Origin of the sequence: Paractinoplanes atraurantiacus, assembly GCF_900215205.1 — a bacterium.
Classification (GTDB): Bacteria; Actinomycetota; Actinomycetes; order Mycobacteriales; family Micromonosporaceae; genus Actinoplanes; species Actinoplanes atraurantiacus.
Map to the genome: position 1 here is coordinate 184,516 of NZ_OBDY01000012.1, position 21,621 is coordinate 206,136.

Annotated in this window: 18 protein-coding genes and 3 tRNA genes; all 21 read right to left on the reverse strand. The window is 68.2% G+C overall.

All coding sequences use genetic code 11. The annotated features are described in order from the left end of the window. Positions 1 to 46: 46 nt before the first annotated feature. The 21 genes from fusA to CRP55_RS26295 all read right to left on the reverse strand — a co-directional run bounded on the left by fusA (position 47) and on the right by CRP55_RS26295 (position 21,401). Positions 47 to 2,143: an elongation factor G gene (fusA, locus tag CRP55_RS26195; protein ID WP_097322780.1), complete on the reverse strand. Its 2,097-nt coding sequence runs from the start codon at positions 2,141 to 2,143 to the stop codon at positions 47 to 49. Positions 2,144 to 2,230: 87 nt separating this feature from the next. Beyond that, positions 2,231 to 2,701 carry a 30S ribosomal protein S7 gene (gene rpsG / locus CRP55_RS26200; RefSeq protein WP_097322781.1) on the reverse strand — a complete coding sequence of 157 codons (471 nt, stop codon included), beginning with the start codon at positions 2,699 to 2,701 and terminating at the stop codon, positions 2,231 to 2,233. A gap of 1 nt (position 2,702) precedes the next feature. Next, a complete protein-coding gene (gene rpsL, locus CRP55_RS26205) occupies positions 2,703 to 3,077 on the reverse strand; it encodes a 30S ribosomal protein S12 (RefSeq protein ID WP_014440718.1) in 375 nt (124 codons plus the stop codon). A gap of 418 nt (positions 3,078 to 3,495) precedes the next feature. After that, on the reverse strand, positions 3,496 to 3,957 hold the full coding sequence (locus CRP55_RS26210; RefSeq protein ID WP_245923382.1) for a hypothetical protein: 462 nt from the start codon (positions 3,955 to 3,957) through the stop codon (positions 3,496 to 3,498). A gap of 26 nt (positions 3,958 to 3,983) precedes the next feature. Further along, positions 3,984 to 4,298: a hypothetical protein gene (locus tag CRP55_RS26215; RefSeq protein WP_097322782.1), complete on the reverse strand. Its 315-nt coding sequence runs from the start codon at positions 4,296 to 4,298 to the stop codon at positions 3,984 to 3,986. Positions 4,299 to 4,398: 100 nt separating this feature from the next. Continuing rightward, complete coding sequence (locus CRP55_RS26220; protein WP_097322783.1) at positions 4,399 to 8,289, reverse strand: DNA-directed RNA polymerase subunit beta'; 3,891 nt, start codon at positions 8,287 to 8,289, stop codon at positions 4,399 to 4,401. Between the two features lie 98 nt (positions 8,290 to 8,387). After that, complete coding sequence (gene rpoB, locus CRP55_RS26225; RefSeq protein ID WP_097322784.1) at positions 8,388 to 11,828, reverse strand: DNA-directed RNA polymerase subunit beta; 3,441 nt, start codon at positions 11,826 to 11,828, stop codon at positions 8,388 to 8,390. A 469-nt stretch (positions 11,829 to 12,297) separates the two neighbouring features. Beyond that, positions 12,298 to 12,684 carry a 50S ribosomal protein L7/L12 gene (gene rplL, locus CRP55_RS26230; RefSeq protein ID WP_097322785.1) on the reverse strand — a complete coding sequence of 129 codons (387 nt, stop codon included), beginning with the start codon at positions 12,682 to 12,684 and terminating at the stop codon, positions 12,298 to 12,300. A 54-nt stretch (positions 12,685 to 12,738) separates the two neighbouring features. After that, positions 12,739 to 13,284 (reverse strand): 50S ribosomal protein L10, encoded by a 546-nt coding sequence (gene rplJ, locus CRP55_RS26235; RefSeq protein WP_097322786.1) that lies wholly within the window; start codon positions 13,282 to 13,284, stop codon positions 12,739 to 12,741. Positions 13,285 to 13,556: 272 nt separating this feature from the next. Further along, positions 13,557 to 14,237: a hypothetical protein gene (locus CRP55_RS26240; RefSeq protein ID WP_097322787.1), complete on the reverse strand. Its 681-nt coding sequence runs from the start codon at positions 14,235 to 14,237 to the stop codon at positions 13,557 to 13,559. After that, a complete protein-coding gene (locus CRP55_RS26245) occupies positions 14,234 to 15,049 on the reverse strand; it encodes an ATP-binding cassette domain-containing protein (protein ID WP_097322788.1) in 816 nt (271 codons plus the stop codon). Before CRP55_RS26245 ends, CRP55_RS26240 begins: the two co-directional genes overlap by 4 nt. 69 nt (positions 15,050 to 15,118) lie before the next feature. Further along, entirely contained in the window at positions 15,119 to 15,832 is a 714-nt protein-coding gene (rplA, locus tag CRP55_RS26250) for a 50S ribosomal protein L1 (protein WP_097322789.1), read from the reverse strand. Positions 15,833 to 15,895: 63 nt separating this feature from the next. Then, complete coding sequence (nusG, locus tag CRP55_RS26255) at positions 15,896 to 16,633, reverse strand: transcription termination/antitermination protein NusG (protein WP_097322790.1); 738 nt, start codon at positions 16,631 to 16,633, stop codon at positions 15,896 to 15,898. Between the two features lie 81 nt (positions 16,634 to 16,714). Then, a complete protein-coding gene (secE, locus tag CRP55_RS26260) occupies positions 16,715 to 17,080 on the reverse strand; it encodes a preprotein translocase subunit SecE (protein WP_097322791.1) in 366 nt (121 codons plus the stop codon). Between the two features lie 104 nt (positions 17,081 to 17,184). Then, a tRNA-Trp gene (locus CRP55_RS26265) sits at positions 17,185 to 17,257 on the reverse strand. Between the two features lie 117 nt (positions 17,258 to 17,374). Beyond that, positions 17,375 to 17,764 (reverse strand): MaoC family dehydratase, encoded by a 390-nt coding sequence (locus CRP55_RS26270; protein WP_097322792.1) that lies wholly within the window; start codon positions 17,762 to 17,764, stop codon positions 17,375 to 17,377. Next, positions 17,761 to 18,210, reverse strand: coding sequence for a MaoC family dehydratase N-terminal domain-containing protein (locus CRP55_RS26275; RefSeq protein ID WP_097322793.1), 450 nt, complete (start codon positions 18,208 to 18,210; stop codon positions 17,761 to 17,763). Before CRP55_RS26275 ends, CRP55_RS26270 begins: the two co-directional genes overlap by 4 nt. A gap of 72 nt (positions 18,211 to 18,282) precedes the next feature. Continuing rightward, positions 18,283 to 18,450 (reverse strand): 50S ribosomal protein L33, encoded by a 168-nt coding sequence (gene rpmG / locus CRP55_RS26280; RefSeq protein WP_067495822.1) that lies wholly within the window; start codon positions 18,448 to 18,450, stop codon positions 18,283 to 18,285. A gap of 106 nt (positions 18,451 to 18,556) precedes the next feature. Beyond that, positions 18,557 to 18,629 (reverse strand) — tRNA-Met (locus CRP55_RS26285). A gap of 46 nt (positions 18,630 to 18,675) precedes the next feature. Then, positions 18,676 to 18,748 (reverse strand) — tRNA-Thr (locus CRP55_RS26290). Between the two features lie 118 nt (positions 18,749 to 18,866). Continuing rightward, positions 18,867 to 21,401, reverse strand: coding sequence for a putative bifunctional diguanylate cyclase/phosphodiesterase (locus CRP55_RS26295; RefSeq protein ID WP_097322794.1), 2,535 nt, complete (start codon positions 21,399 to 21,401; stop codon positions 18,867 to 18,869). Between the last annotated feature and the right edge of the window lie 220 nt (positions 21,402 to 21,621).

The following is a 21,621-nucleotide window of genomic DNA, read 5'->3' on the forward strand; positions in this document are numbered from 1 at the left end:
GTGCGGCCCTCGACGGACCGCACGCGCCTCAACGCTACGGCGGGGACTAAGCGCCCGTCGCCTTGGCGATGATCTCCTTCGCGACGCCCTGCGGGACCTCGGCGTAGGAGTCGAACTGCATGCTGTAGCTAGCCCGGCCGGCGGTCTTCGACCGGAGGTCGCCGACGTAGCCGAACATCTCGGAGAGCGGGACCAGAGCCTTGACGACGCGGGCGCCGGAACGCTCCTCCATCGACTGGATGATGCCACGCCGCGAGTTGAGGTCGCCGATCACGTCGCCCATGTTGTCCTCGGGCGTGGTGACCTCGACGGACATCATCGGCTCGAGCAGCGCGGGGTCGGCCTTGCGGGCGACCTCCTTCATCGCCATCGAGCCGGCGATCTTGAACGCCATCTCGGACGAGTCGACCTCGTGGTACTGACCGTCGACCAGCGTGAACTTCACGCCGACCAGCGGGTAGCCGGCGAGAACGCCGTACTGCAGGGAGTCCTGCGCGCCCGCGTCCACCGAGGGGATGAACTCCTTGGGGATGCGACCACCGGTCACCGCGTTGACGAACTCATACGTGGGGCCGTCCGCCTCGAGCGGCAGCGGCTCGACGTTGACGACGACCTTCGCGTACTGGCCCGAGCCACCGGTCTGCTTCTTGTGGACGTACGTGTGCTTCTCCACGGTGCCGCGGATCGTCTCACGGTAGGCCACCTGCGGCTTGCCGATGTTGGCCTCGACGTTGAACTCGCGGCGCATGCGGTCCACCAGGATGTCCAGGTGGAGCTCGCCCATGCCGGCGATGATCGTCTGGCCGGTCTCCTCGTCGTTGAAGACCCGGAACGTCGGGTCCTCCTCGGCGAGGCGCTGGATCGCGGTGCCCAGCTTCTCCTGGTCCGACTTGGTCTTCGGCTCGATGGCGACCTGGATGACCGGCTCCGGGAAGGTCATCGACTCCAGGATGACCGGGCTGGCCGGGTCGCTGAGCGTGTCACCGGTGGTGGTCTGCTTGAGACCCTGGACGGCGATGATGTCGCCGGCCTGCGCGGTGGCGCGCTCCTCACGCTTGTTCGCGTGCATCTGGTAGATCTTGCCGATCCGCTCCTTGCGGTCCTTGGTGGAGTTGACCACCTGAGAACCGGACTCGAGCGTGCCGGAGTAGACCCGCACGTACGTGAGCTTGCCGAGGTGCTTGTCGGTCTGGATCTTGAACGCCAGCGCCGAGAACGGCTCCGAGTTCGACGGCTTGCGCAGCAGCGGCGTCTCGCCGTCCGTCGCGGTGCCCTCGATGGCCGGGATGTCCAGCGGCGACGGCAGGAAGTCGATCACGGCGTCGAGCATGGGCTGAACGCCCTTGTTCTTGAACGCCGAGCCGCACAGGACCGGGTTGGCCTTGCTGGCGATCGTGGCGCGCCGGATGGCGGCCTTGATCTCGTCCTCGGAGAGCGGCTCGCCCTCGAGGTACTTCAGCATGACCTCGTCGTCCACGTCGGCCAGCGTCTCGATCAGCTTCTCGCGCCACTCGTTCGCGGAGTCGACCAGGTCGGCCGGGATCTCCTCGACTGCGTAGTCCTCACCCTTCTGGGTCTCACCACGCCAGGTGAGCGCGCGCATGCCGATCAGGTCGACGACGCCGATGTGGTCGCCTTCGAGGCCGATCGGGATCTGCAGGACGAGCGGCGTCGCGTTGAGCCGGTCGATCATCATCTGCACGCAGCGGAAGAAGTCCGCGCCGGTCCGGTCGAGCTTGTTGACGAAGCACATCCGGGGGACGTGGTACTTGTCCGCCTGCCGCCACACGTTCTCGGTCTGCGGCTCCACGCCGGCGACGCCGTCGTAGACCGCCACCGCGCCGTCCAGCACACGCAGCGACCGCTCCACCTCGACCGTGAAGTCGACGTGGCCGGGCGTGTCGATGATCTGGATCGTGTGGCCCTTCCACTCGCACTTGGTGGCGGCGGAAGTGATCGTGATACCGCGCTCCTGCTCCTGCTCCATCCAGTCCATGACGGCGGCGCCCTCGTGGACCTCACCGATCTTGTACGTGATGCCGGTGTAGAACAGGATTCGCTCAGTAGTCGTGGTCTTACCGGCATCGATGTGCGCCATGATGCCGATGTTGCGTACGTTGGCGAGCGCGTCTGCGGCGGCCACTTCAATCCCTACTTTTCTTCGTCGTCGTCTCGTGAACCGGTCCGACTTGCGTCCCGGCCCGGTTGTCACCGGGCCGGCAGCGGGGTCTTACCAGCGGTAGTGCGCGAAGGCCTTGTTGGACTCCGCCATCTTGTGGGTGTCCTCGCGCCGCTTGACGGCGGCACCGAGGCCGTTGCTGGCGTCGAGCAGCTCGTTCTGGAGACGCTCGATCATGGTCTTCTCACGGCGCGCCTTCGAGTACTGGACGAGCCAGCGAAGGCCGAGCGTGGTCTGACGCGGGGTGCGGACCTCGACCGGAACCTGGTAGGTCGCGCCACCGACGCGGCGGCTGCGGACCTCGAGGGTCGGCTTGACGTTGTCCATGGCGCGCTTGAGGATCACCACGGGGTCGGTGCCGCTCTTCTCGCGGGCACCCTCGAGGGCGCCGTACACGATGCGCTCAGCGAGCTGACGCTTGCCGCCGACCAGGATCTTGTTCACCAGCTGAGTGACCAGCGGCGAGTTGTAAACCGGGTCCGCGACCACTGGGTGGCGCGGAGCGGGGCCCTTACGCGGCATGTCAGCTCTTCTCCTTCTTCGCGCCGTAACGGCTGCGGGCCTGCTTGCGGTTGCGGACACCCTGGGTGTCCAGCGAACCACGGACGATCTTGTAGCGGACGCCCGGGAGGTCCTTCACACGACCGCCACGCACGAGCACGATCGAGTGCTCCTGCAGGTTGTGGCCGACGCCCGGGATGTACGCCGTCACCTCGATCTGGCTGCTGAGCTTCACACGAGCGACCTTGCGCAGCGCAGAGTTCGGCTTCTTGGGGGTAGTGGTGTACACGCGCGTGCACACGCCGCGCCGCTGAGGGCTCCCCTTCAGCGCCGGCGTCTTGGTCTTGCTCGTCTTAGCCTGGCGGCCCTTTCGGACCAGCTGCTGGATCGTGGGCACCGGGTTCTCTCCGCTCCCTTCGGCCGCCTTTCACCGCGACCGCACCGTCTTAGATATGCCTCTGTGTGCCGAAGGCTCCCCATGCCCGGGGGGCTTCCGGCACCCGCGGTCGGGCGTGTCGTCCGGCTCACGGTCCCGCCGCGCGTTTGTCAACGCGCACCGGGTCTTGTCTGTGTCGGCGCCCTGAAAAGGCGCCGCGCTCGGCCTGTCGACCCCGTCGTAGTACTACCGACTCGGGCGCACGCACGAGTTGCCCTGGCAAGCCAGGGCACGAGGGGAAAGAGTACCCACCCCAAGCATCCAGGTCAAAATGAGCACCTAGTCCTCGTGACGGATACCTCCGAGACAAGTGTACCGGGTGCGTAAACGAACCGGCGCCGCGGTGCCCGATCCGCTGCGGGAAGAGCACACGGGTCACTCAGGATGACAACTGCAACACCAGGGTCAACGTCAGTGACAGCAGAGCAATTCCCGCCCCGGACGATCCGCAGATGATCCCCGCCATACCGAGGCCGGCGCCGGTGAAGCGGACCTGGCCGACCTGGCCGGAACGGCGGATCTGCCGCCGGGCGACGATGCCGACGATCACCGCGCCCGCTCCCGCGAGAACGCTCAGGACGGTGAAGGCACCGCCGACCCACCCGCCCCAGCCGCCGGAGGCGCCGATGATGCCGAAGCAGAGGACCAGCGTGGAGACCAGGATCGAGCCGATGCCGGCGAGCAGCGAGCCGATGGCCAGACCCGAGGTGATCGGCTCGACACGCAGCTGCACCAGGCCGAACTCGGTGCCCGGCAGGGGGTCGACCCGCTCCGGCTGCCAGCGCCCGTTGGGCGGCGGAGGCGGGGGCGGATAGGGCATGGCCGCCGGCGGCTGCGTCATGACATGAGCATGTCACCCGAACGGGGTCAGTCGGTACCCGGGGCGAAGTCGGGGCCGGTCGGCGAGCCGGCCAGATGCAGCAGGCCGGCGATCGCGGCGATCACGAGCGACGTGAGGGCCAGCACGAGGCCGGCCCAGGCGAACCGGCGGCCGCGGCGGATCCACGCGGAGCCGGTCAGATAGCCCTGCGCCTCGTACGCCTGGCGTGCGGCCTGGCGGGCCAGCACGAGGGCCAGGGTGGCCGGGATGACCCCGCCGACGAACGGGCCGGTCAGGAAGCCCACCAGGCCCAGCGCGAAGACCGCCCGCGCCTTCGACGACGGCGCCGGGTCGGGATCCATCGGGTGGCGGGTGAGGGCGGGAAGCGTCACCAGCCCATAGTAGGTACGCCGAAGGGCGGCCGCGCATTCGCGCGACCGCCCTTCAGGCGTTCAAGAACCCTTAGCGGTACGACCCGAAGTCGAAGTCGTCCAGCGGCACAGCCTGCCCGCTGGCCGGCCCGAAGCCGTAGTCGGTCTCGGGGTACCCGGTCATCGAGTACACCTTGGCCTTGGCCTCCTCGGTCGGCTCGACCCGGATGTTGCGGTACTTGCTGATGCCCGTACCGGCCGGGATGAGCTTACCGATGATCACGTTCTCCTTGAGGCCGACGAGCGAGTCGCTGCGCGAGTTGATCGCCGCGTCGGTCAGCACCCGGGTGGTCTCCTGGAAGGAGGCCGCCGAGAGCCAGGAGTCGGTGGCCAGCGAGGCCTTGGTGATACCCATCAGCACCGGGCGACCGGCGGCGGGCTCGCCACCCTCGCCCACGATCCGGCGGTTCTCCGACTCGAAGAGCGCCCGGTCGACCAGGACGCCGGGGAGGAACTCCGCGGCACCCGAGTCGATGACCGTCACCCGCTTGAGCATCTGGCGGATGATGATCTCGATGTGCTTGTCGTGGATGAGCACACCCTGCGAGCGGTAGACCTCCTGGACCTCCTGGGTCAGGTGGACCTGGACCGCGCGCGGGCCCATGATGCGCAGGAGCTCGTGCGGGTCGATGGTGCCCTCGGTCAGCTTCTCGCCGACGCCGACGTGGTCGCCGTCGTGCGCGCGCAGCTTCACGCGCTTCGAGATCTTGTCGTACACGATCTCGTCGCTGCCGTCGTCCGGCACCACGATGATCTTGCGCGACCGCTCGCCGTCCTCGATGCGGATGCGTCCCGGGGTGTCGGCGATGGGCGCCTTGCCCTTGGGAACGCGGGCCTCGAAGATCTCCTGGACACGCGGCAGACCCTGGGTGATGTCCTCACCCGCGACACCACCGGTGTGGAAGGTACGCATCGTCAGCTGCGTGCCTGGCTCACCGATGGACTGGGCCGCGATGATGCCGACGGCCTCGCCGATGTCGACCGACTTGCCGGTCGGCAGCGAACGGCCGTAGCAGGCCGCACACACACCGAGCTTCGACTCGCAGGTCAGCACGCTGCGGACCCGGACGTTCTCGACGCCGGCGGCGACGAGCTTGTCGACCAGGATCGAGTTCAGGTCGTCGCCACGCGACACCACCCGGTTGCCCTGGGCGTCGTCGATGTCGTCGGCCAGCGTGCGGGCGTGGACGCCGGTCTCGGCGTGCACGTGCACGACCAGCGTGCCGTCGGCCTCGCGGTCCGCCACCTGCATCGGGATCGCGCGGTCGGTGCCGCAGTCCTCCTCGCGGATGATGACGTCCTGCGAGACGTCCACCAGACGACGGGTCAGGTAACCCGAGTCGGCGGTACGCAGCGCGGTGTCGGCCAGACCCTTACGGGCACCGTGCGTGGAGATGAAGTACTCCAGCACGGTCAGACCCTCGCGGTAGGACGAGGTGATCGGCCGCGGGATGATCTCACCCTTGGGGTTGGCCACCAGGCCGCGGATCGCGGCGATCTGCCGCAGCTGCAGCAGGTTACCGCGGGCGCCCGAGTTGATCATGACCCAGAGCGGGTTCTCGTGCGGCAGCGAGTTCTCCATCTCCTTGGAGATCTCGTTGGTCGCCTTCGTCCAGATCTCGATGAGCTCGCCGCGACGCTCCTCGGCGGTCATCAGACCACGCTGGTACTGCTTGTCGATGCGGTCCGCCTCGACCTGGTAGCGCTGCAGGATCTCCGGCTTGCGCGGGGGGCCGATGACGTCGCCCATGCCGATCGTCACACCGGACCAGGTGGCCCAGTGGAAGCCGGCCTCCTTGAGCGCGTCCAGGGTCGCGGCCAGGGCGACCTTGGGGAAGCGCTCGGCGAGGTCGTTGACGATCGCCGACAGCTGACCCTTGCGGATCTCGTAGTTCACGAAGCGGTAGCCCGGGGGCAGCGTCTCGTTGAAGATCACGCGGCCCAGGGTGGTCTCGACCAGGAGCGGCTCGCCCTCGGTCCAGTCCTCCGGAGCCTCCCACTTCGCGCCCTTGGCGCCGTTGTCGACACCGATGACGCCCTGGAGACGGATCTTGACCGGCGCCTGCAGGTGCAGCTCGCCGTTGTCATACGCCATCCGCGCCTCGGCGTCCGAGCTGAACACCCGTCCCTCGCCCTTGTTGCCGGGCGTCTCGTGGGTCAGGTGGTACAGGCCGATGACCATGTCCTGGGTAGGCATGGTGACCGGCTTGCCGTCGGCCGGCTTGAGGATGTTGTTCGACGACAGCATCAGGATCCGGGCCTCGGCCTGCGCCTCGGCCGACAGCGGCACGTGCACCGCCATCTGGTCACCGTCGAAGTCGGCGTTGAACGCCGTACACACGAGCGGGTGGATCTGGATCGCCTTGCCCTCGACCAGCTGGGGCTCGAAGGCCTGGATGCCGAGGCGGTGCAGGGTCGGCGCGCGGTTCAGCAGCACCGGGTGCTCGCTGATGACCTCTTCGAGGACGTCCCACACGACCGGGCGCTGACGCTCGACCATCCGCTTGGCCGACTTGATGTTCTGCGCGTGGTTCAGGTCGACCAGGCGCTTCATCACGAACGGCTTGAACAGCTCCAGGGCCATCTGCTTGGGCAGACCGCACTGGTGCAGCTTGAGCCGCGGGCCGACGACGATGACCGAACGGCCGGAGTAGTCGACGCGCTTGCCGAGCAGGTTCTGACGGAAACGACCCTGCTTGCCCTTGAGCATGTCGGACAGCGACTTCAGCGGGCGGTTACCCGGGCCGGTGACCGGCCGGCCGCGGCGGCCGTTGTCGAACAGCGCGTCGACGGCCTCCTGCAGCATCCGCTTCTCGTTGTTCACGATGATCTCGGGCGCACCCAGGTCGATCAGGCGCTTCAACCGGTTGTTCCGGTTGATGACCCGGCGGTACAGGTCGTTGAGGTCGGAGGTCGCGAAGCGGCCACCGTCGAGCTGCACCATCGGGCGCAGGTCCGGCGGGATGACCGGGACGCAGTCCAGCACCATGCCGAGCGGCTTGTTGGTGGTGTTCAGGAACGCGGCGACGACCTTGAGGCGCTTGAGCGCACGGATCTTGCGCTGGCCCTTGCCCGTGCGAATGATCTCGCGCAGGTTCTCGGCCTCGGCGTCCAGGTCCATGTTCTCGAGCAGCGCCTTGATCGCCTCGGCACCCATGCCGCCGGTGAAGTACTCACCGAAGCGGTCACGCAGCTCGCGGTAGAGCAGCTCGTCGGTGACCAGCTGCTTGGAGTCGAGCTTGCGGAAGGTGTCGAGCACCTCGTCGAGCCGGTCGATCTCGCGCTGCGCCTTGTCACGGATCTGGCGCATCTCGCGCTCGCCGGCTTCCTTGACCTTGCGGCGCACGTCAGCCTTCGCGCCCTCGGCCTCGAGCTCGGCGAGGTCCTGCTCCAGCTTGCCGGCCCGCTTCTCGATCTCGGAGTCGCGGCTGTTCTCGGACTGGCGCTTCTCGGCGAAGATCTCGTTCTCGATCGTGGACATGTCGCGGTGACGCGACTCGGCGTCAACGCTCGTGATCACGTACGAGGCGAAGTAAATGATCTTCTCGAGGTCCTTGGGCGCCAGGTCGAGCAGGTAGCCCAGGCGGCTCGGCACACCCTTGAAGTACCAGATGTGCGTGACCGACGCGGCCAGCTCGATGTGGCCCATGCGCTCACGGCGGACCTTGGACCGGGTCACCTCGACGCCGCAGCGCTCACAGATGATGCCCTTGAACCGGACCCGCTTGTACTTTCCGCAGTAGCACTCCCAGTCCCGCTGAGGACCGAAGATCTTCTCGCAGAAGAGTCCGTCCTTCTCGGGCTTGAGCGTGCGGTAGTTGATCGTCTCGGGCTTCTTGACCTCGCCGTGCGACCACTGCCGGATGTCGTCAGCGGTGGCCAGGCCGATGCGCAACTCGTCGAAGAAGTTGACGTCGAGCACTTGGTCTATCCCTCGTATTTCTTGCTCGGGTGAATTCCAGGCCGGCGGTGGCGTCCCCGGGCCCGCCTCAGGAAGGCGACGGCCCGGGGACGCTTCCGTCAGATCTCTTCGACGCTGCTGACGCCCTCGTTCGGGCGACGGGACAGGTCGATGCCGAGTTCCTCCGCGGCCCGGAAGACCTCGTCGTCGGTCTCGCGCATCTCGAGAGCCACACCGTCGCTGGAGAGCACCTCAACGTTGAGGCACAGCGACTGCAGCTCCTTGAGCAGCACCTTGAACGACTCCGGGATTCCCGGCTCCGGGATGTTCTCGCCCTTGACGATGGCCTCGTAGACCTTCACGCGGCCGAGCACGTCGTCGGACTTGATGGTGAGCAGCTCCTGCAGCGCGTAAGCGGCGCCGTAGGCCTGCATCGCCCAGCACTCCATCTCGCCGAACCGCTGGCCACCGAACTGCGCCTTACCACCCAGCGGCTGCTGCGTGATCATCGAGTACGGGCCGGTCGACCGAGCGTGGATCTTGTCGTCGACCAGGTGGTTCAGCTTCAGGATGTACACGTACCCGACCGAGATCGGGTCCGGGAGCGGCTCGCCGGAGCGGCCGTCGAACAGCTGCGCCTTGCCGTCACCGTTGACCAGCCGCTTACCGTCGCGGTTGACCAGCGTCGACTCGAGGAGACCCTTGATCTCCTCCTCCTGCGCACCGTCGAAGACGGGGGTCGCGACGTTCGAGTCCTTGGGGGACTCGTGCGCCTCGATCGCGCGCAGCTGGCGCTTCCACTCGGTGTCGTCGCCCTCGACCTCCCAGCCGGTCTTGGCGATCCACCCGAGGTGGGTCTCCAGTACCTGGCCGATGTTCATACGCGAGGGCACACCGAGCGGGTTGAGCACGATGTCGACGGGGGTGCCGTCCTCGAGGAACGGCATGTCCTCGACCGGGAGGATCTTGGAGATGACGCCCTTGTTGCCGTGGCGGCCGGCGAGCTTGTCACCGTCCTGGATCTTGCGCTTCTGGGCCACGTAGACGCGGACCAGCTCGTTGACGCCCGGAGGAAGCTCGTCGCCGTCCTCACGCGAGAACGTGCGGACGCCGATGACCGTGCCGGTCTCGCCGTGCGGCACCTTCAGCGAGGTGTCCCGGACCTCCCGGGCCTTCTCACCGAAGATCGCGCGGAGCAGGCGCTCCTCGGGGGTCAGCTCGGTCTCGCCCTTGGGCGTGACCTTGCCGACCAGGATGTCGCCGGGTACGACCTCGGCGCCGATCCGGATGATGCCGCGCTCGTCCAGGTCGGCGAGCATTTCCTCGCTGACGTTGGGGATGTCGCGGGTGATCTCTTCCGGGCCGAGCTTGGTGTCACGGGCGTCGACCTCGTGCTCCTCGATGTGGATCGAGGTGAGGACGTCCTGCTGGACGAGGCGCTGCGACAGGATGATCGCGTCCTCGTAGTTGTGACCCTCCCAGCACATGAACGCGACGAGCAGGTTGCGGCCGAGGGCCATCTCCCCCTCGTCGGTGCACGGGCCGTCGGCGATGACCTGGCCGGCCTCGACCCGGTCACCCTCGAACACGACCGGCTTCTGGTTGACGCAGGAGCCGGCGTTGGAGCGGCGGAACTTGTGCAGCAGGTAGGTCCGGCGGTGGCCGTCGTCCTGGTGGACCGTCACGTAGTCGGCGCACAGGTCCTCGACCACGCCGCCGACCTCGGCGACGACGACGTCACCGGCGTCGACCGCGGCGCGGTACTCCATGCCCGTACCGACCAGCGGGGCCTCGGCCTTGACCAGCGGCACCGCCTGACGCTGCATGTTCGCACCCATGAGGGCACGGTTGGCGTCGTCGTGCTCGAGGAACGGGATCATCGCGGTCGCGACCGACGTCATCTGCCGCGGCGACACGTCCATGTAGTCGACCTGCGTGCCGGGCACGTAGTCGACCTCACCGCCCTTCCGGCGGACCAGGACGCGGTCGTCGGCGAAGGTGCCGTCGCTGCGCAGCGTGGCGTTCGCCTGCGCCTTGATGTACCGGTCTTCCTCGTCGGCCGTGAGGTAGTGGACCTCGTCGGTGACGACGCCCTCCTCGACCTTGCGGTACGGCGTCTCGATGAAGCCGAACGGGTTGACCCGCGCGAACGTCGAGAGCGCGCCGATCAGGCCGATGTTCGGGCCCTCGGGCGTCTCGATCGGGCACATGCGGCCGTAGTGCGAGGGGTGCACGTCACGGACCTCGAAGCCGGCGCGCTCACGCGACAGACCACCCGGGCCGAGCGCCGACAGGCGGCGACGGTGGGTCAGACCCGCGAGCGGGTTGGTCTGGTCCATGAACTGCGACAGCTGCGACGTACCGAAGAACTCCTTGATCGCCGCCACCACGGGACGGATGTTGATCAGGGTCTGCGGCGTGATCGCCTCGACGTCCTGGGTCGTCATGCGCTCGCGGACGACGCGCTCCATCCGGGACAGGCCGACGCGGACCTGGTTCTGGATGAGCTCGCCGACCGTGCGCAGACGCCGGTTGCCGAAGTGGTCGATGTCGTCGGCCTCGTAGCCCTCCTCACCGGCGTGCAGCCGGGCGAGGTACTCGACGGTCTTGACGATGTCTTCCTCGGTCAGCGTCCCGCGGTCGATCGGCAGGTCGAGCTCGAGCTTCTTGTTGAACTTGTAACGGCCGACCTTGGCGACGTCGTACCTCTTCGGGTTGAAGAAGAGGTTGTCGAGCAGGGTCTGCGCGTTCTCCCGGGTCGGGGGCTCGCCAGGGCGGAGCTTGCGGTAGATGTCGAGCAGGGCCTCGTCCTGCCCGGCGATGTGGTCCTTCTCGAGGGTGGTCATGAGAAGCTCGGACCACCCGAACCGCTCACGGATCTGGTCGGCCGACCAGCCGATCGCCTTGAGCAGGACCGTGACGGCCTGCCGGCGCTTGCGGTCGATCCGGACACCGACCGTGTCGCGCTTGTCGATGTCGAACTCCAGCCAGGCGCCCCGGCTGGGGATGACCTTGACGCTGGAGAGGTCGCGGTCGGAGGTCTTGTCCGGCTCCTTGGTGAAGTACACGCCCGGCGAGCGGACGAGCTGACTCACCACGACGCGCTCCGTGCCGTTGATGACGAACGTCCCCTTGGGGGTCATCATCGGGAAGTCACCCATGAACACGGTCTGGCTCTTGATCTCGCCAGTCGTGTTGTTGGTGAACTCCGCGGTCACGAACAGCGGCGCGCAGTAGGTCAGGTCCTTCTCCTTGCACTCCTCGATCGAGGCCTTGACCTCGTCGAATCGGGGAGACGAGAAGGACAGCGACATGGTGCCGGAGAAGTCCTCAATGGGACTGATCTCTTCGAGGATCTCTGCGAGGCCCGACTGGGCATGCGGGTCGTCCGTCGACCGGGCCTGCCAAGCCTCGTTCCCGACCAGCCAGTCGAAGGACTCCGTCTGGAGGGCGAGGAGGTTGGGGACCTCTAGTTGCTCGGTGATCCTGCCGAAAGAGACACGGCGGGGTGCGTAAGCGCTCGACGTACGGCTGGTCTTCGCAGGGCGGGAAGCTGCCAAGATGCGTCCTTCCGAGGACCGGTGCTGCTGATGCGGCTGCAGCTGCGGGTATGCAACTGTCTGCGTGCACTCTGACGAGCCCCCCAAAGAGTTAACTTGGCAGGGCTCAAGGCAGAAGGCAGCGCAAACTAGCAGTGTAGCCGCTCGGCTAACCGCTGTCCAGCCCACACCGGAGGAAACCTGCGGAGCGTGGCCCTCGCGGCCTCTGACCTGCGCCTCTATCGGGCCAGGGCCTTCGTGCGGGGCCGCTCGACGCGGCGGTCTTTCCTCGGGTGCCGGCCGCAGGACCGGCTAGACCCGGATTACCCACGGAGTGGCTGTCGCAAGCGCGGAAACTTGCTGCCATCAGCGTGCCTGTCAGCGGACACACAGTCAAGGGCCTCCGAGCGGGTCGGGCCCGAAAGCACGAACGGCGAGGGCCCTTGAGCAGGGCCCTCGCCGTCACGAGGTGAAACTGTGGAGCGTCAGATCACTTGAGGGTGACCTTGGCGCCCTCGGCCTCGAGCTTCGCCTTGGCGGCGTCGGCCTTCTCCTTGTTGACACCCTCGAGGATCGCCTTGGGGGCGGACTCGACGGCGTCCTTGGCCTCCTTGAGGCCCAGGCCGGTCAGCTCACGCACGACCTTGATGACCTGGATCTTCTTGCCACCGTCACCCTCGAGGACGACGTCGAACGAGTCCTTCTCGGCCTCGGCCTCGGCCGGAGCCGCGCCGCCGCCACCAACGGCCGCCACGGCGACCGGAGCAGCCGCGGTGACCTCGAAGGTCTCCTCGAACTGCTTCACGAACTCGGACAGCTCGATCAGCGTCATCTCCTTGAACGCGTCGAGCAGCTCGTCGGTGCTGAGCTTCGCCATATCTGGCAACCTTTCCTAGGTACTGATGAAAAAGTCTTGCTGGTGCGCGGTGGCTCAGGCCTCCGCGGGACCGTCCTTCTCGCGCTTCTCCTGAAGAGCGGCCGCGAGGCGCGCCACCTGCGACAGCGGGGCCTGGAAGAGGCCGGCCGCCTTGGACAGGTTGCCCTTCATGGCGCCGGCCAGCTTGGCCAGCAGAACCTCACGCGACTCGAGGTCAGCGATCTTGTTGACGTCGTCAGCACTGATCGCCTTGCCCTCGAACACACCGCCCTTGATCTTCAGGACGGGGTTGGCCTTGGCGAAGGCACGAAGGCCCTTGGCCGCCTCGACCGGGTCGCCGCTGATGAAGGCGAGCGCGGTAGGACCGGCAAACAGGTTGTCGAGGCCCTCGATGCCCGCGTCGGTGGCCGCGCGCTTCGCCAGGGTGTTCTTGGACACCGAGTACTTGGTGTCCTTGCCCAGCGAACGGCGCAGCTCCGTGAGCTGCTTCACCGTGAGACCGCGGTACTCGGTCAGCACGGTGGCCGACGAGTTACGGAAGTCGTCCGTGAGCTCGGAAACGGCGCTGGCCTTATCGGCCCGGACCGGCTTGTCCGCCATGTCCCTCCTCTCTCAATGCTCGAGCCACTGGCCGGAACGAAGGAGGGGCCGGAATGAGAAACGCCCCGGCGCAGGGCGCACGGGGCGGAGCTTGGCAAGAATCTTTCACCTGGCTCACGAACCGTTCTCCCCTGCGCGGGCCGCCCGCACTCAGCGGGGCCTTCGACCGCGACCTTCGTCTCGCGACGGTGGTTGCGGCGACCAGCGGTCTTTGGGTGGAACTTCGAGAAGCAACTGTACGGGCTGAGACGGCCAGCGCCAAATCGGCTTCCTCACGCCCGTGATCGGCGCAGCCATCCGTAGCCGCCGAGGGCGGCCGCGCACCACAGCGCGGCCCAGCCGGTGATCAGCAGGAGGGTGGCGGCCGGGGGTGGATCGGCGTCGTTCAGGGCCCGCGCGGTGGCCATGACCGGCGGGACGAGCCAGGGCGCGATCGAGCCCTGGAGGCCGAGCACGACGACCAGAATGGCGGCGACGACGAGGACGGCCACGCCGTTGCGGACGCCGCCGGTCACGGCCCGGCTGGCCAGGCCGCCGACGGCCACGGCGGGCACCAGGGCCAGCAGGTGGGCCAGGACGCCGAGCACCGAGCCGGTCAGGGCGTTGTCGCCGGTCTCGATGCCGCCGAAGAGCCACGGCGCGAGCATGGCGACGGCGCAGACGGCCAGCGCCAGCAGCGCGGCGGCCAGCAGGCCGGCGATCGCCTCCCCGCGGCCGCCCACCGCGGTGCGGGCCAGCCGCCGTTGGGTGTCGGGCTCGGTGTCCAGCACGAGCTTGGACTGCCAGGCCAGCACGGGGAAGAGGGCCGCGGCGGAATAGCCGTAGGCCACGGAGGCCGGCGACGCTCCCCCGCCGTAGATCACCCCGAGCACGACCAGCACAGCGATCAACGGCGCGAGGGCCCGCCCGCCGCGGACAAATGCGGCGAGCCGCATGCTGACGAGGGCCGTCATAGCGACCCGCCCTTTGTGGGCAGGTCGGCTCGCGACTGCGGTGTCGCGGAGGACGCGTCAGGCCCGGAAGGGCCGTGGTGCGGTTGGGGTGGGGCGAGGTCTCGTACATCTAGGACGCGGTGACCCTCGGCACGCAGCCGGACCACCGCCTGGTCGGCGTCCGCCCGGCGGACGGCGACCTCGATGATGACCTCGTCGGCCGGCGTGGTGGGCTCCTCGAAGCGCACTGACGACTCGGTGACCTGCCAATGGGTGGCGCCGGGCAGGCCGGCGATCTCGTTGCGATGGTCGCTGACCAGGACGATGCCGCCGGTCGCGGTGACCTCGGCGACGATCTCGGGGATCAGCGTGCGGGCGGCGGCGTCGAGGCCCTCCCAGGGCTCGTCGAGGACCAGCAGGCCGGGCCGGGCCAGCAGCGCCTGGGCGACGCCGACCTTCTGCGCGGTCCCCTTGGAGAGATCGCCGAGACGGGTGCCGGCGTGCTCGGCGAGCAGCAACCGCTCCATCCACTCCCCCGCCGCGCTCTCGGCGACACCGCGCAACCGGGCCATACGCCGCAGATATTGCTCCGCGGTGAACGGCTGGTCGGCCGGGAAACGCTCGGGCACCCAGCCGACGATCGGCGGGCGATCGCGCACCGAGCCCCGCACCGGGCGCAGGACCCCGGCCGCGAGCTGGAGCAGCGTCGACTTGCCGGCGCCGTTGCGGCCCAGCACGACGACGGTCTGGCCGGGCTCGACCGTGGCGTCGATCTCGCGCAGCGCCCACGGCAGGCGGCGCCCGTAGCGGAACCACACCCCGTCGAAACGCACGAGCCGAAGCCTCCCACAGAAAACGCCCCCGGGAGGTACCCCGGGGGCGTTCCTGGTGACTGCTGTCGATCAGCCCTCGGCGCCGGCGCGGAGGTTCTTCACGACGTTCGGGTCGATCTGCACGCCCGGGCCCATCGTCGTGGTGACGACGACCTTCTTGAGGTACTTGCCCTTGGCCGCGGACGGCTTGGCCCGCAGGATCTCGTCGAGCACGGCGGCGTAGTTGTCCACCAGCTGGTCCTCGGAGAACGAGGCCTTGCCGATGATCAGGTGCAGGTTCGAGTGCTTGTCCACCCGGAAGGTGATCTTGCCGCCCTTGATCTCGTTGACGGCCTTGGTCACGTCCATGGTGACCGTGCCCGTCTTCGGGTTGGGCATGAGGCCACGCGGGCCGAGGATCCGGGCGATCCGGCCGATCTTGGCCATCTGGTCCGGCGTCGCGATCGCGGCGTCGAAGTCCAGCCAGCCACCCTGGATGCGGGCGACGAGCTCGTCCGTGCCGACCTCGTCGGCGCCGGCCGCGACGGCCTCCTCGGCCTTCGCGCCCTGGGCGAACACGATCACCCGAGCAGTCTTGCCGGTGCCGTGCGGCAGGTTGACCGTGCCGCGGACCATCTGGTCGGCCTTACGCGGGTCGACGCCCAGCCGCATCGCGACCTCGACGGTCGCGTCGAACTTGGTCGGGCTCGCCTCCTTGGCCAGCTTGATGGCGTCGGAAGGCTCGTAGAGCTTGTTGGCGTCGATCGACTCGGCCGCCTTGCGGTAGCCCTTGCTGCGCTGCATGTTCTTACTCCTGTGGTAGATGGCGGGCCTCTTGGATCAAAGGCCCTCCCACTGACGTACTTGTCAGATCTTGGTGACCTGGTTGAAGTTCAGCTCCACCGGCGTCTCGCGGCCGAAGATGGAGACCAGAACCTTCAACTTCTGCTGGTCGGCATTGATTTCGCTGATCGAGGCCGGCAGCGAGGCGAACGCGCCGTCGGTGACCGTGACCGAGTCGCCCACCTCGAAGTCGAGGACCTTGACCTCGGGCTTGGCCTTCTTCTCCTCCTGCTCGACGGCAGGGGCGAGCCACTTCAGCACCTCGTCGAGCGAGAGCGGAGCGGGACGGTCGACCCGGTCGGTCGCGCCCACGAAGCCGGTCACGCCGGGCGTGTTGCGCACGCACGAGTACGACTCGGGGCTCAGGTCCATGCGGACCAGGATGTAGCCCGGGAAGACCTTGTTGTTGACCTGGACGCGCTTGCCGCTCTTGACTTCGATCTCTTCGCGGGTCGGCACCTCGACCTGGAAGATGAAGTCCTCCATGTCGAGGCTCGTGATGCGGGTCTCGAGGTTGGTCTTCACCTTGTTCTCGTAACCCGCGTACGAGTGCACCACGTACCAGTCGCCCGGGGCGTAGCGCAGCTTCTGCCGCAGCTCCTGCACCGGGTCGTAGTCCTCGTCCTGCTCCGGGGCCGGCGCCGCGGCCTCCGGCTCTGCGGTTTCCGGCTGGGCGGCCTCGGCCGACTCGTCGTCGCCCGCCGTCGCCACCGACGACTGCTCGTCGACGGACTCCGCGGTCTCCTCGTCGTACTCAGGCACGCTCGCTCACTTCCAGGTAAGTCATGGTCTTGATGCGGGCGCTCACGCCCTTGCCGGCCGTCGGGCCGGGCCCGGCGGCGATCAGCCGCCGAACGCCCAGAGGACGGCCTTGCCCAGGCCGAGGTCCAGAAGGCCGACGATCGTGGTCATCACGGCCACGAACACGATGACGATCGTGGTGTAGGTCAGCAGTTCCTTGCGCGTGGGCCAGATGACCTTACGCAGCTCGCTGACGACCTCACGGAAGAAACCACCGATGCGACCGAAGAAGCCGGTGCTGCGGGCTTCCTTCTTCGACTTCGGCGTCCGCTCGGCGACAGCTGTTCCGCCGCGGCCTACCGGCTCGGCGTCGTCGTCCGGGACGTCCTTGTCGTCGTCAACGGCATCCGCGAACACCTCGTCGTCGGCCGGGTCGCCGGCGTCACCGGGTCGGTTCCTCTCGGCCATGGCGCCCTACTTCCGTCATCGGTGGTGATGGGTCCCCGCCACGCTGCGTCCGGCGCGGCGTCGTGCGGACCGCGCACCGGGCGGGCACGTCTCGAGGGCTTGCGCAGGGGTGACAGGACTTGAACCTGCAGCCTGCGGTTTTGGAGACCGCTGCTCTGCCAATTGAGCTACACCCCTTCGCGGGGCGGCTGAACCCCGAATCCTCCTGCTCCAGGCAGGCGGGCTCGGGGGGTCACTGCCCCACGGCGCACCAGTGTACGGGTTCACAGGCGGATCGCCCAACCCGGGCTCGCCCTAGCGTTTGCGGATGACCGCCTGAGCGAGTGAGAGCACCTTTTCGCCCTGGCAGGTGGCGGTCAGGGCGAGCTTGGTGAGCCCGTCGTCGGCGCTGTCCTTCACCGTGGCGGTGACGACCACCTCGGTGCCCTCGTCGGTGTCGGGCACCGGCACGGGGCGCGAGAACCGCACGCTGAACTCGACGACCGCGTCGGGCGCGCCGGCCCAGGCGGTCACCGCGCGGCCCACGAGGGCCATGGTGAACATGCCGTGCGCGATCACGCCGGGCAGGCCGACGCCGGTGGCGACCCGGTCACTCCAGTGGATGGGGTTGAAATCGCCTGAGGCGCCCGCGTAGCGCACCAGATCGGCCCGGGTCACCCGGAAGGTCTGCGGCTCCATGCTCATGCCTCCCCGCCCCGCTGGACCAGCTTGGACCAGACGGTCACGACCTGCTCGCCGGACTCGGTGGTGACCTCGGTGCGGGTGGTGATGAAGTCGTGCCCCCCGCGCGAGGTGATCTCGTCGACCGAGTTGACGCAGACGAGCGCGTCACCGGCCACCACGGGCCGGGTGTACGCGAACTTCTGGTCGCCGTGCACCACGCGGCTGTAGTCGAGGCCGAGCTCCGGGTCCTCGATGATCTGCCGGCTGGCCGACATGGTGATCGTGACCGGGAAGGTCGGCGGGGCCACCACGTCGGCGTAGCCGAGGGCGCGCGCGGCCTCGGGGTCGTGGTACTCGGGGTCGGCGGCGCCGATCGCGCGGGCGAACTCGCGGATCTTCTCGCGGCCGACCAGATAGGGCTCCGTGGCGGGCCAGCTACGGCCCTGGAAAGACTGGTCGAGGGGCATGGCCCACAAACTACTCTGCGCCGCTCGATCGATGACCGAGCGGCGCAGGAGTGGAGCTTGGAGGTGCTGAGATCAGCGGGTCTCGCGGTGCAGGGTGTGCTTGCCGTCCCGGGGGCAGAACTTCTTCAGCTCGATGCGGTCCGGGTCGTTGCGGCGGTTCTTACGGGTGATGTAGTTCCGCTCCTTGCACTCCGTACACGCCAGGGTGATCTTCGGACGGACGTCGGTCGCCTTGGCCACGACGGATTGCCTTCCTGCTAACGGGAAACTTAACGACGCTCCAGCGTACGCGCTGGAGGTGCCGACATGCAAAGTGGGACCCCGGGCGGGATCCCTCACTTGCAAGTAGCGGTGGCCGGACTTGAACCGGCGACACAGCGATTATGAGCCGCTTGCTCTGCCAACTGAGCTACACCGCCGAGCCAGGCTCAAGTCCAGCGCCTGCGGCGGGAACGAACCCGGTAGAGCCCCCTTACGGAATCGAACCGTAGACCTTCTCCTTACCATGGAGACGCTCTGCCGACTGAGCTAAGGGGGCCTCGCACTTCAAGCCCAGCGCGATCGCTCGCTTGTTGCGCAGGAGTAAGACTACACGGCCCCGCAGCGGGGGTGAAATCGACTCCCCCATCAGCTCGAAAGCGCAGGTCAGAGCGTATTTATCCGACTGCTCGGAGCTTGCGGACCTCGCCCGCGGGAGTGGTGGCCGGCTCGGTCTGCGCCGAGAACCAGGCCTCCAGGCGCTCGTACGGCAGCGGGCGGCTGAACAGATAGCCCTGGCCGATCTCGCACCCCATCTCCTCGAGCAGGTCGAGGGTGAGCTCGCTCTCGACGCCCTCGGCGACCACTGTGAGACCGAACTCGCGGGCCAGGCTGACCACCGCCCGCACGATCGCCAGGTCGCCCGTGTCGGTGGCCATGCCCTGCACGAAGCTGTCGTCGATCTTCACCTCGTGCACCGGCCACTGCCTCAGGTAGGACAGGGAGGACGCGCCCGTGCCGAAATCGTCGACGCTGAGCCGCACGCCCAGATCACGCAGCCTGTAGAGAGTCGGCAGCACCCGCTCGATGTCGCCGAGCATGCCCGGCTCGGAGATCTCGAAGGTGACCTGGGCCGCGGCCACGCCGTAACGCTCCAGCAGCGAGGCCACCTGGTCGGGGAAGCGGGAGTCGAGCAGGGTCCGCACCGACAGGTTCACCGCGATGGAGAGCGGCCTGTCCTGGTCGGCCCACTCCCGGCAGCGGCGCAGGCCCTCGGTGAGCACCACCTCGGTGAGCCGCGACAGCTGACCGGTGTGCTCGGCCACGGCCACGAAGTCGTCCGGCGCCACCTCGCCCTGCGCCGGGTGCTGCCAGCGGGCCAGGCACTCCACGCCCACCAGGTGCCGGTCGGTGAGTGTCACCTTGGGCTGGAAGTAGACGTCGATGGCGCCGGTGTCGAGCGCCACCCGAAGGTCGGCGGCGATGCCGAGCCGGCGCACGGCCCGCGACTCCAGCGCCGGGTGAAAAAGCTGAACGCCGTACGGCAGGACCTTGGCCGCGTTGGCGGCCAGCTCGGCCCGCTGGATCAACGTCTCGGGGTCGGTGCCGTGGTCGGGGTAGACGGCCACGCCGACCGCGGTGTCGAGGTCGAGGGTGAGCGTGCCGACGGTCATCGGCCCGCGCAGCTGCTCGCGCATCTCGGTGGCGAGCTGCACGGTGGCGTCGGTGCTCTCGGCCCGCAGGGTCACCACGAACTCGTCGCCGCCGATCCGCCCGACCAGCGCACCCGGCCCGGCGATGCCGCGCAGCCGGCCGGCCACCTCGGCCAGCAGCTTGTCGCCGGCCGCGTGGCCCATCGACTCGTTGACGTCGCGCTGGCCGTCGACGTCGAACAGCAGCACGGCCACGACCTCGTCCTCGGCCCGCACCTTGACCGACTCGGCGAGCGCGTCGGTGATCCGCCGCCGGTTGGGCAGCCCGGTGAGCCGGTCGTGATAGGCGTCGTAGCGCAGCCGGTCGACCAGGCGCGTGTTCTCCACCGCGACGGCGACGTGGGCGGCGATCGTCTCGAGCACCTGAACATCGGCCGGGCGGAACGTCCTGGTGTCGCCCAGCCGATTGATCACCTCGAGGCTGCCGATCGGCGTGTGCCCCGATCGCAGCGGCACGACGATGACGTCTTTGACCTTGGTGTCGCGCAGGGCCTGTCGCAGTTGCTCGGACTCGGGGAACTGGTTGCCGACGGCCACGGTGTGCCCGTCGCTGATGCCTCGCTCGCGGATCACGGCCGGCGTCGGTGAGAGGTCGAGCAGGCCTTTGTTCTCCACCCGGGCGGTGAGCAGCACCTCGGGGTGCCGGCCCTGCGGCGAGAGCCAGAGCGTCGCGTATTCGGAGCGCATGAGCGCGCGGACCCGCTCGAGCATGACGTCGGGCAGGCCGGCGTCGGTGCCCTCGTCGCGCACGGCCTTGGTGAGCTCGTAGACATCGGCCAGGGTGCGGTGCTGACGGAAGAACTCCGCGTACGACCGGAGCATGACCATGATCGCGACGACCAGCACGGCCAGCAGAGTGGCCGACCACGCGGTCGCCTCGAGCGCGACCAGGAAGATCAGGCCCACCACCACGTTGACGCCGGCCGTGATCCAGAGCGGCAGCGAGCTGCGGATGACATCCTGCCCGGCGCGGGCGCCCTGCACGACGGCCATGACGGCGGCCAGGCTGAGCAGCTCGACCAGCACGCTGGCACCGACGGCGGCGGTGAGGATGGCCCATGTTCCCGGGCCGGCGCCCCGGATCGGCGGCATGGCGGCCAGCACGAGGACGGCCGCGGCGGCGCCGGCCGAGGACTTGGCGACGTTGAACCAGAACTTGCTGGGCACCAGCACGGCGCCGCGCGTCAGCTTGGCGACCAGCGCGGCCAGGGTCATCACGACGATGACGGCGACCGGCGGCAGGTAGAAGAGGGCGAGCAGGAACGGGACTTCGGTGATGTAGAAGCTGATCGTGTTCCGGCGGATCACCACGTTGATCACGCCGATGTAGGACACGATGATGCAGACCAGAGCGACGAGCGCGCCCAGCCATTGCTTGTACCAGTCCGGATCCTGCAGCCAGAAAGCGACAGCGCAGAGGAAGGCGAACAGCGCGAGGGGATTCGTAATCAACCAGGCATATCGCCCGGAACGCCGCCTAGGCCGCGGTCGCCCGACCATTGCACTCCCTCGTCAGTCGACGCGGTCCCGCAACGCCAGGTGGATGCGCGGCTGAACCCGTTATTCCCAGTCGATAACGTTGTTCGTGGTTTGCACTGCCCCCGAGCCGACGGCCGAGGGGTGCCCGCTCAGGCCGGCCACCCCGCCGAAGACAACGGCGAGGGCCAAAACCAAGCCGGCGAAGCGGCCCAGCTTCCTTGCAGACATATGTGGCTCCTGT

What these genes read in the sequence shown, in the direction of transcription:
- rpsG (WP_097322781.1), bottom strand. Translation starts at nt 2,701, where the DNA reads ATGCCGCGTAAGGGCCCCGCTCCGCGCCACCCAGTGGTCGCGGACCCG.
- CRP55_RS26210 (WP_245923382.1), bottom strand. Translation starts at nt 3,957, where the DNA reads ATGACGCAGCCGCCGGCGGCCATGCCCTATCCGCCCCCGCCTCCGCCG.
- CRP55_RS26215 (WP_097322782.1), bottom strand. Translation starts at nt 4,298, where the DNA reads ATGGATCCCGACCCGGCGCCGTCGTCGAAGGCGCGGGCGGTCTTCGCG.
- rplL (WP_097322785.1), bottom strand. Translation starts at nt 12,684, where the DNA reads ATGGCGAAGCTCAGCACCGACGAGCTGCTCGACGCGTTCAAGGAGATG.
- rplJ (WP_097322786.1), bottom strand. Translation starts at nt 13,284, where the DNA reads ATGGCGGACAAGCCGGTCCGGGCCGATAAGGCCAGCGCCGTTTCCGAG.
- CRP55_RS26240 (WP_097322787.1), bottom strand. Translation starts at nt 14,237, where the DNA reads ATGACGGCCCTCGTCAGCATGCGGCTCGCCGCATTTGTCCGCGGCGGG.
- rplA (WP_097322789.1), bottom strand. Translation starts at nt 15,832, where the DNA reads ATGCAGCGCAGCAAGGGCTACCGCAAGGCGGCCGAGTCGATCGACGCC.
- secE (WP_097322791.1), bottom strand. Translation starts at nt 17,080, where the DNA reads ATGGCCGAGAGGAACCGACCCGGTGACGCCGGCGACCCGGCCGACGAC.
- CRP55_RS26270 (WP_097322792.1), bottom strand. Translation starts at nt 17,764, where the DNA reads ATGAGCATGGAGCCGCAGACCTTCCGGGTGACCCGGGCCGATCTGGTG.
- CRP55_RS26275 (WP_097322793.1), bottom strand. Translation starts at nt 18,210, where the DNA reads ATGCCCCTCGACCAGTCTTTCCAGGGCCGTAGCTGGCCCGCCACGGAG.
- CRP55_RS26295 (WP_097322794.1), bottom strand. Translation starts at nt 21,401, where the DNA reads ATGGTCGGGCGACCGCGGCCTAGGCGGCGTTCCGGGCGATATGCCTGG.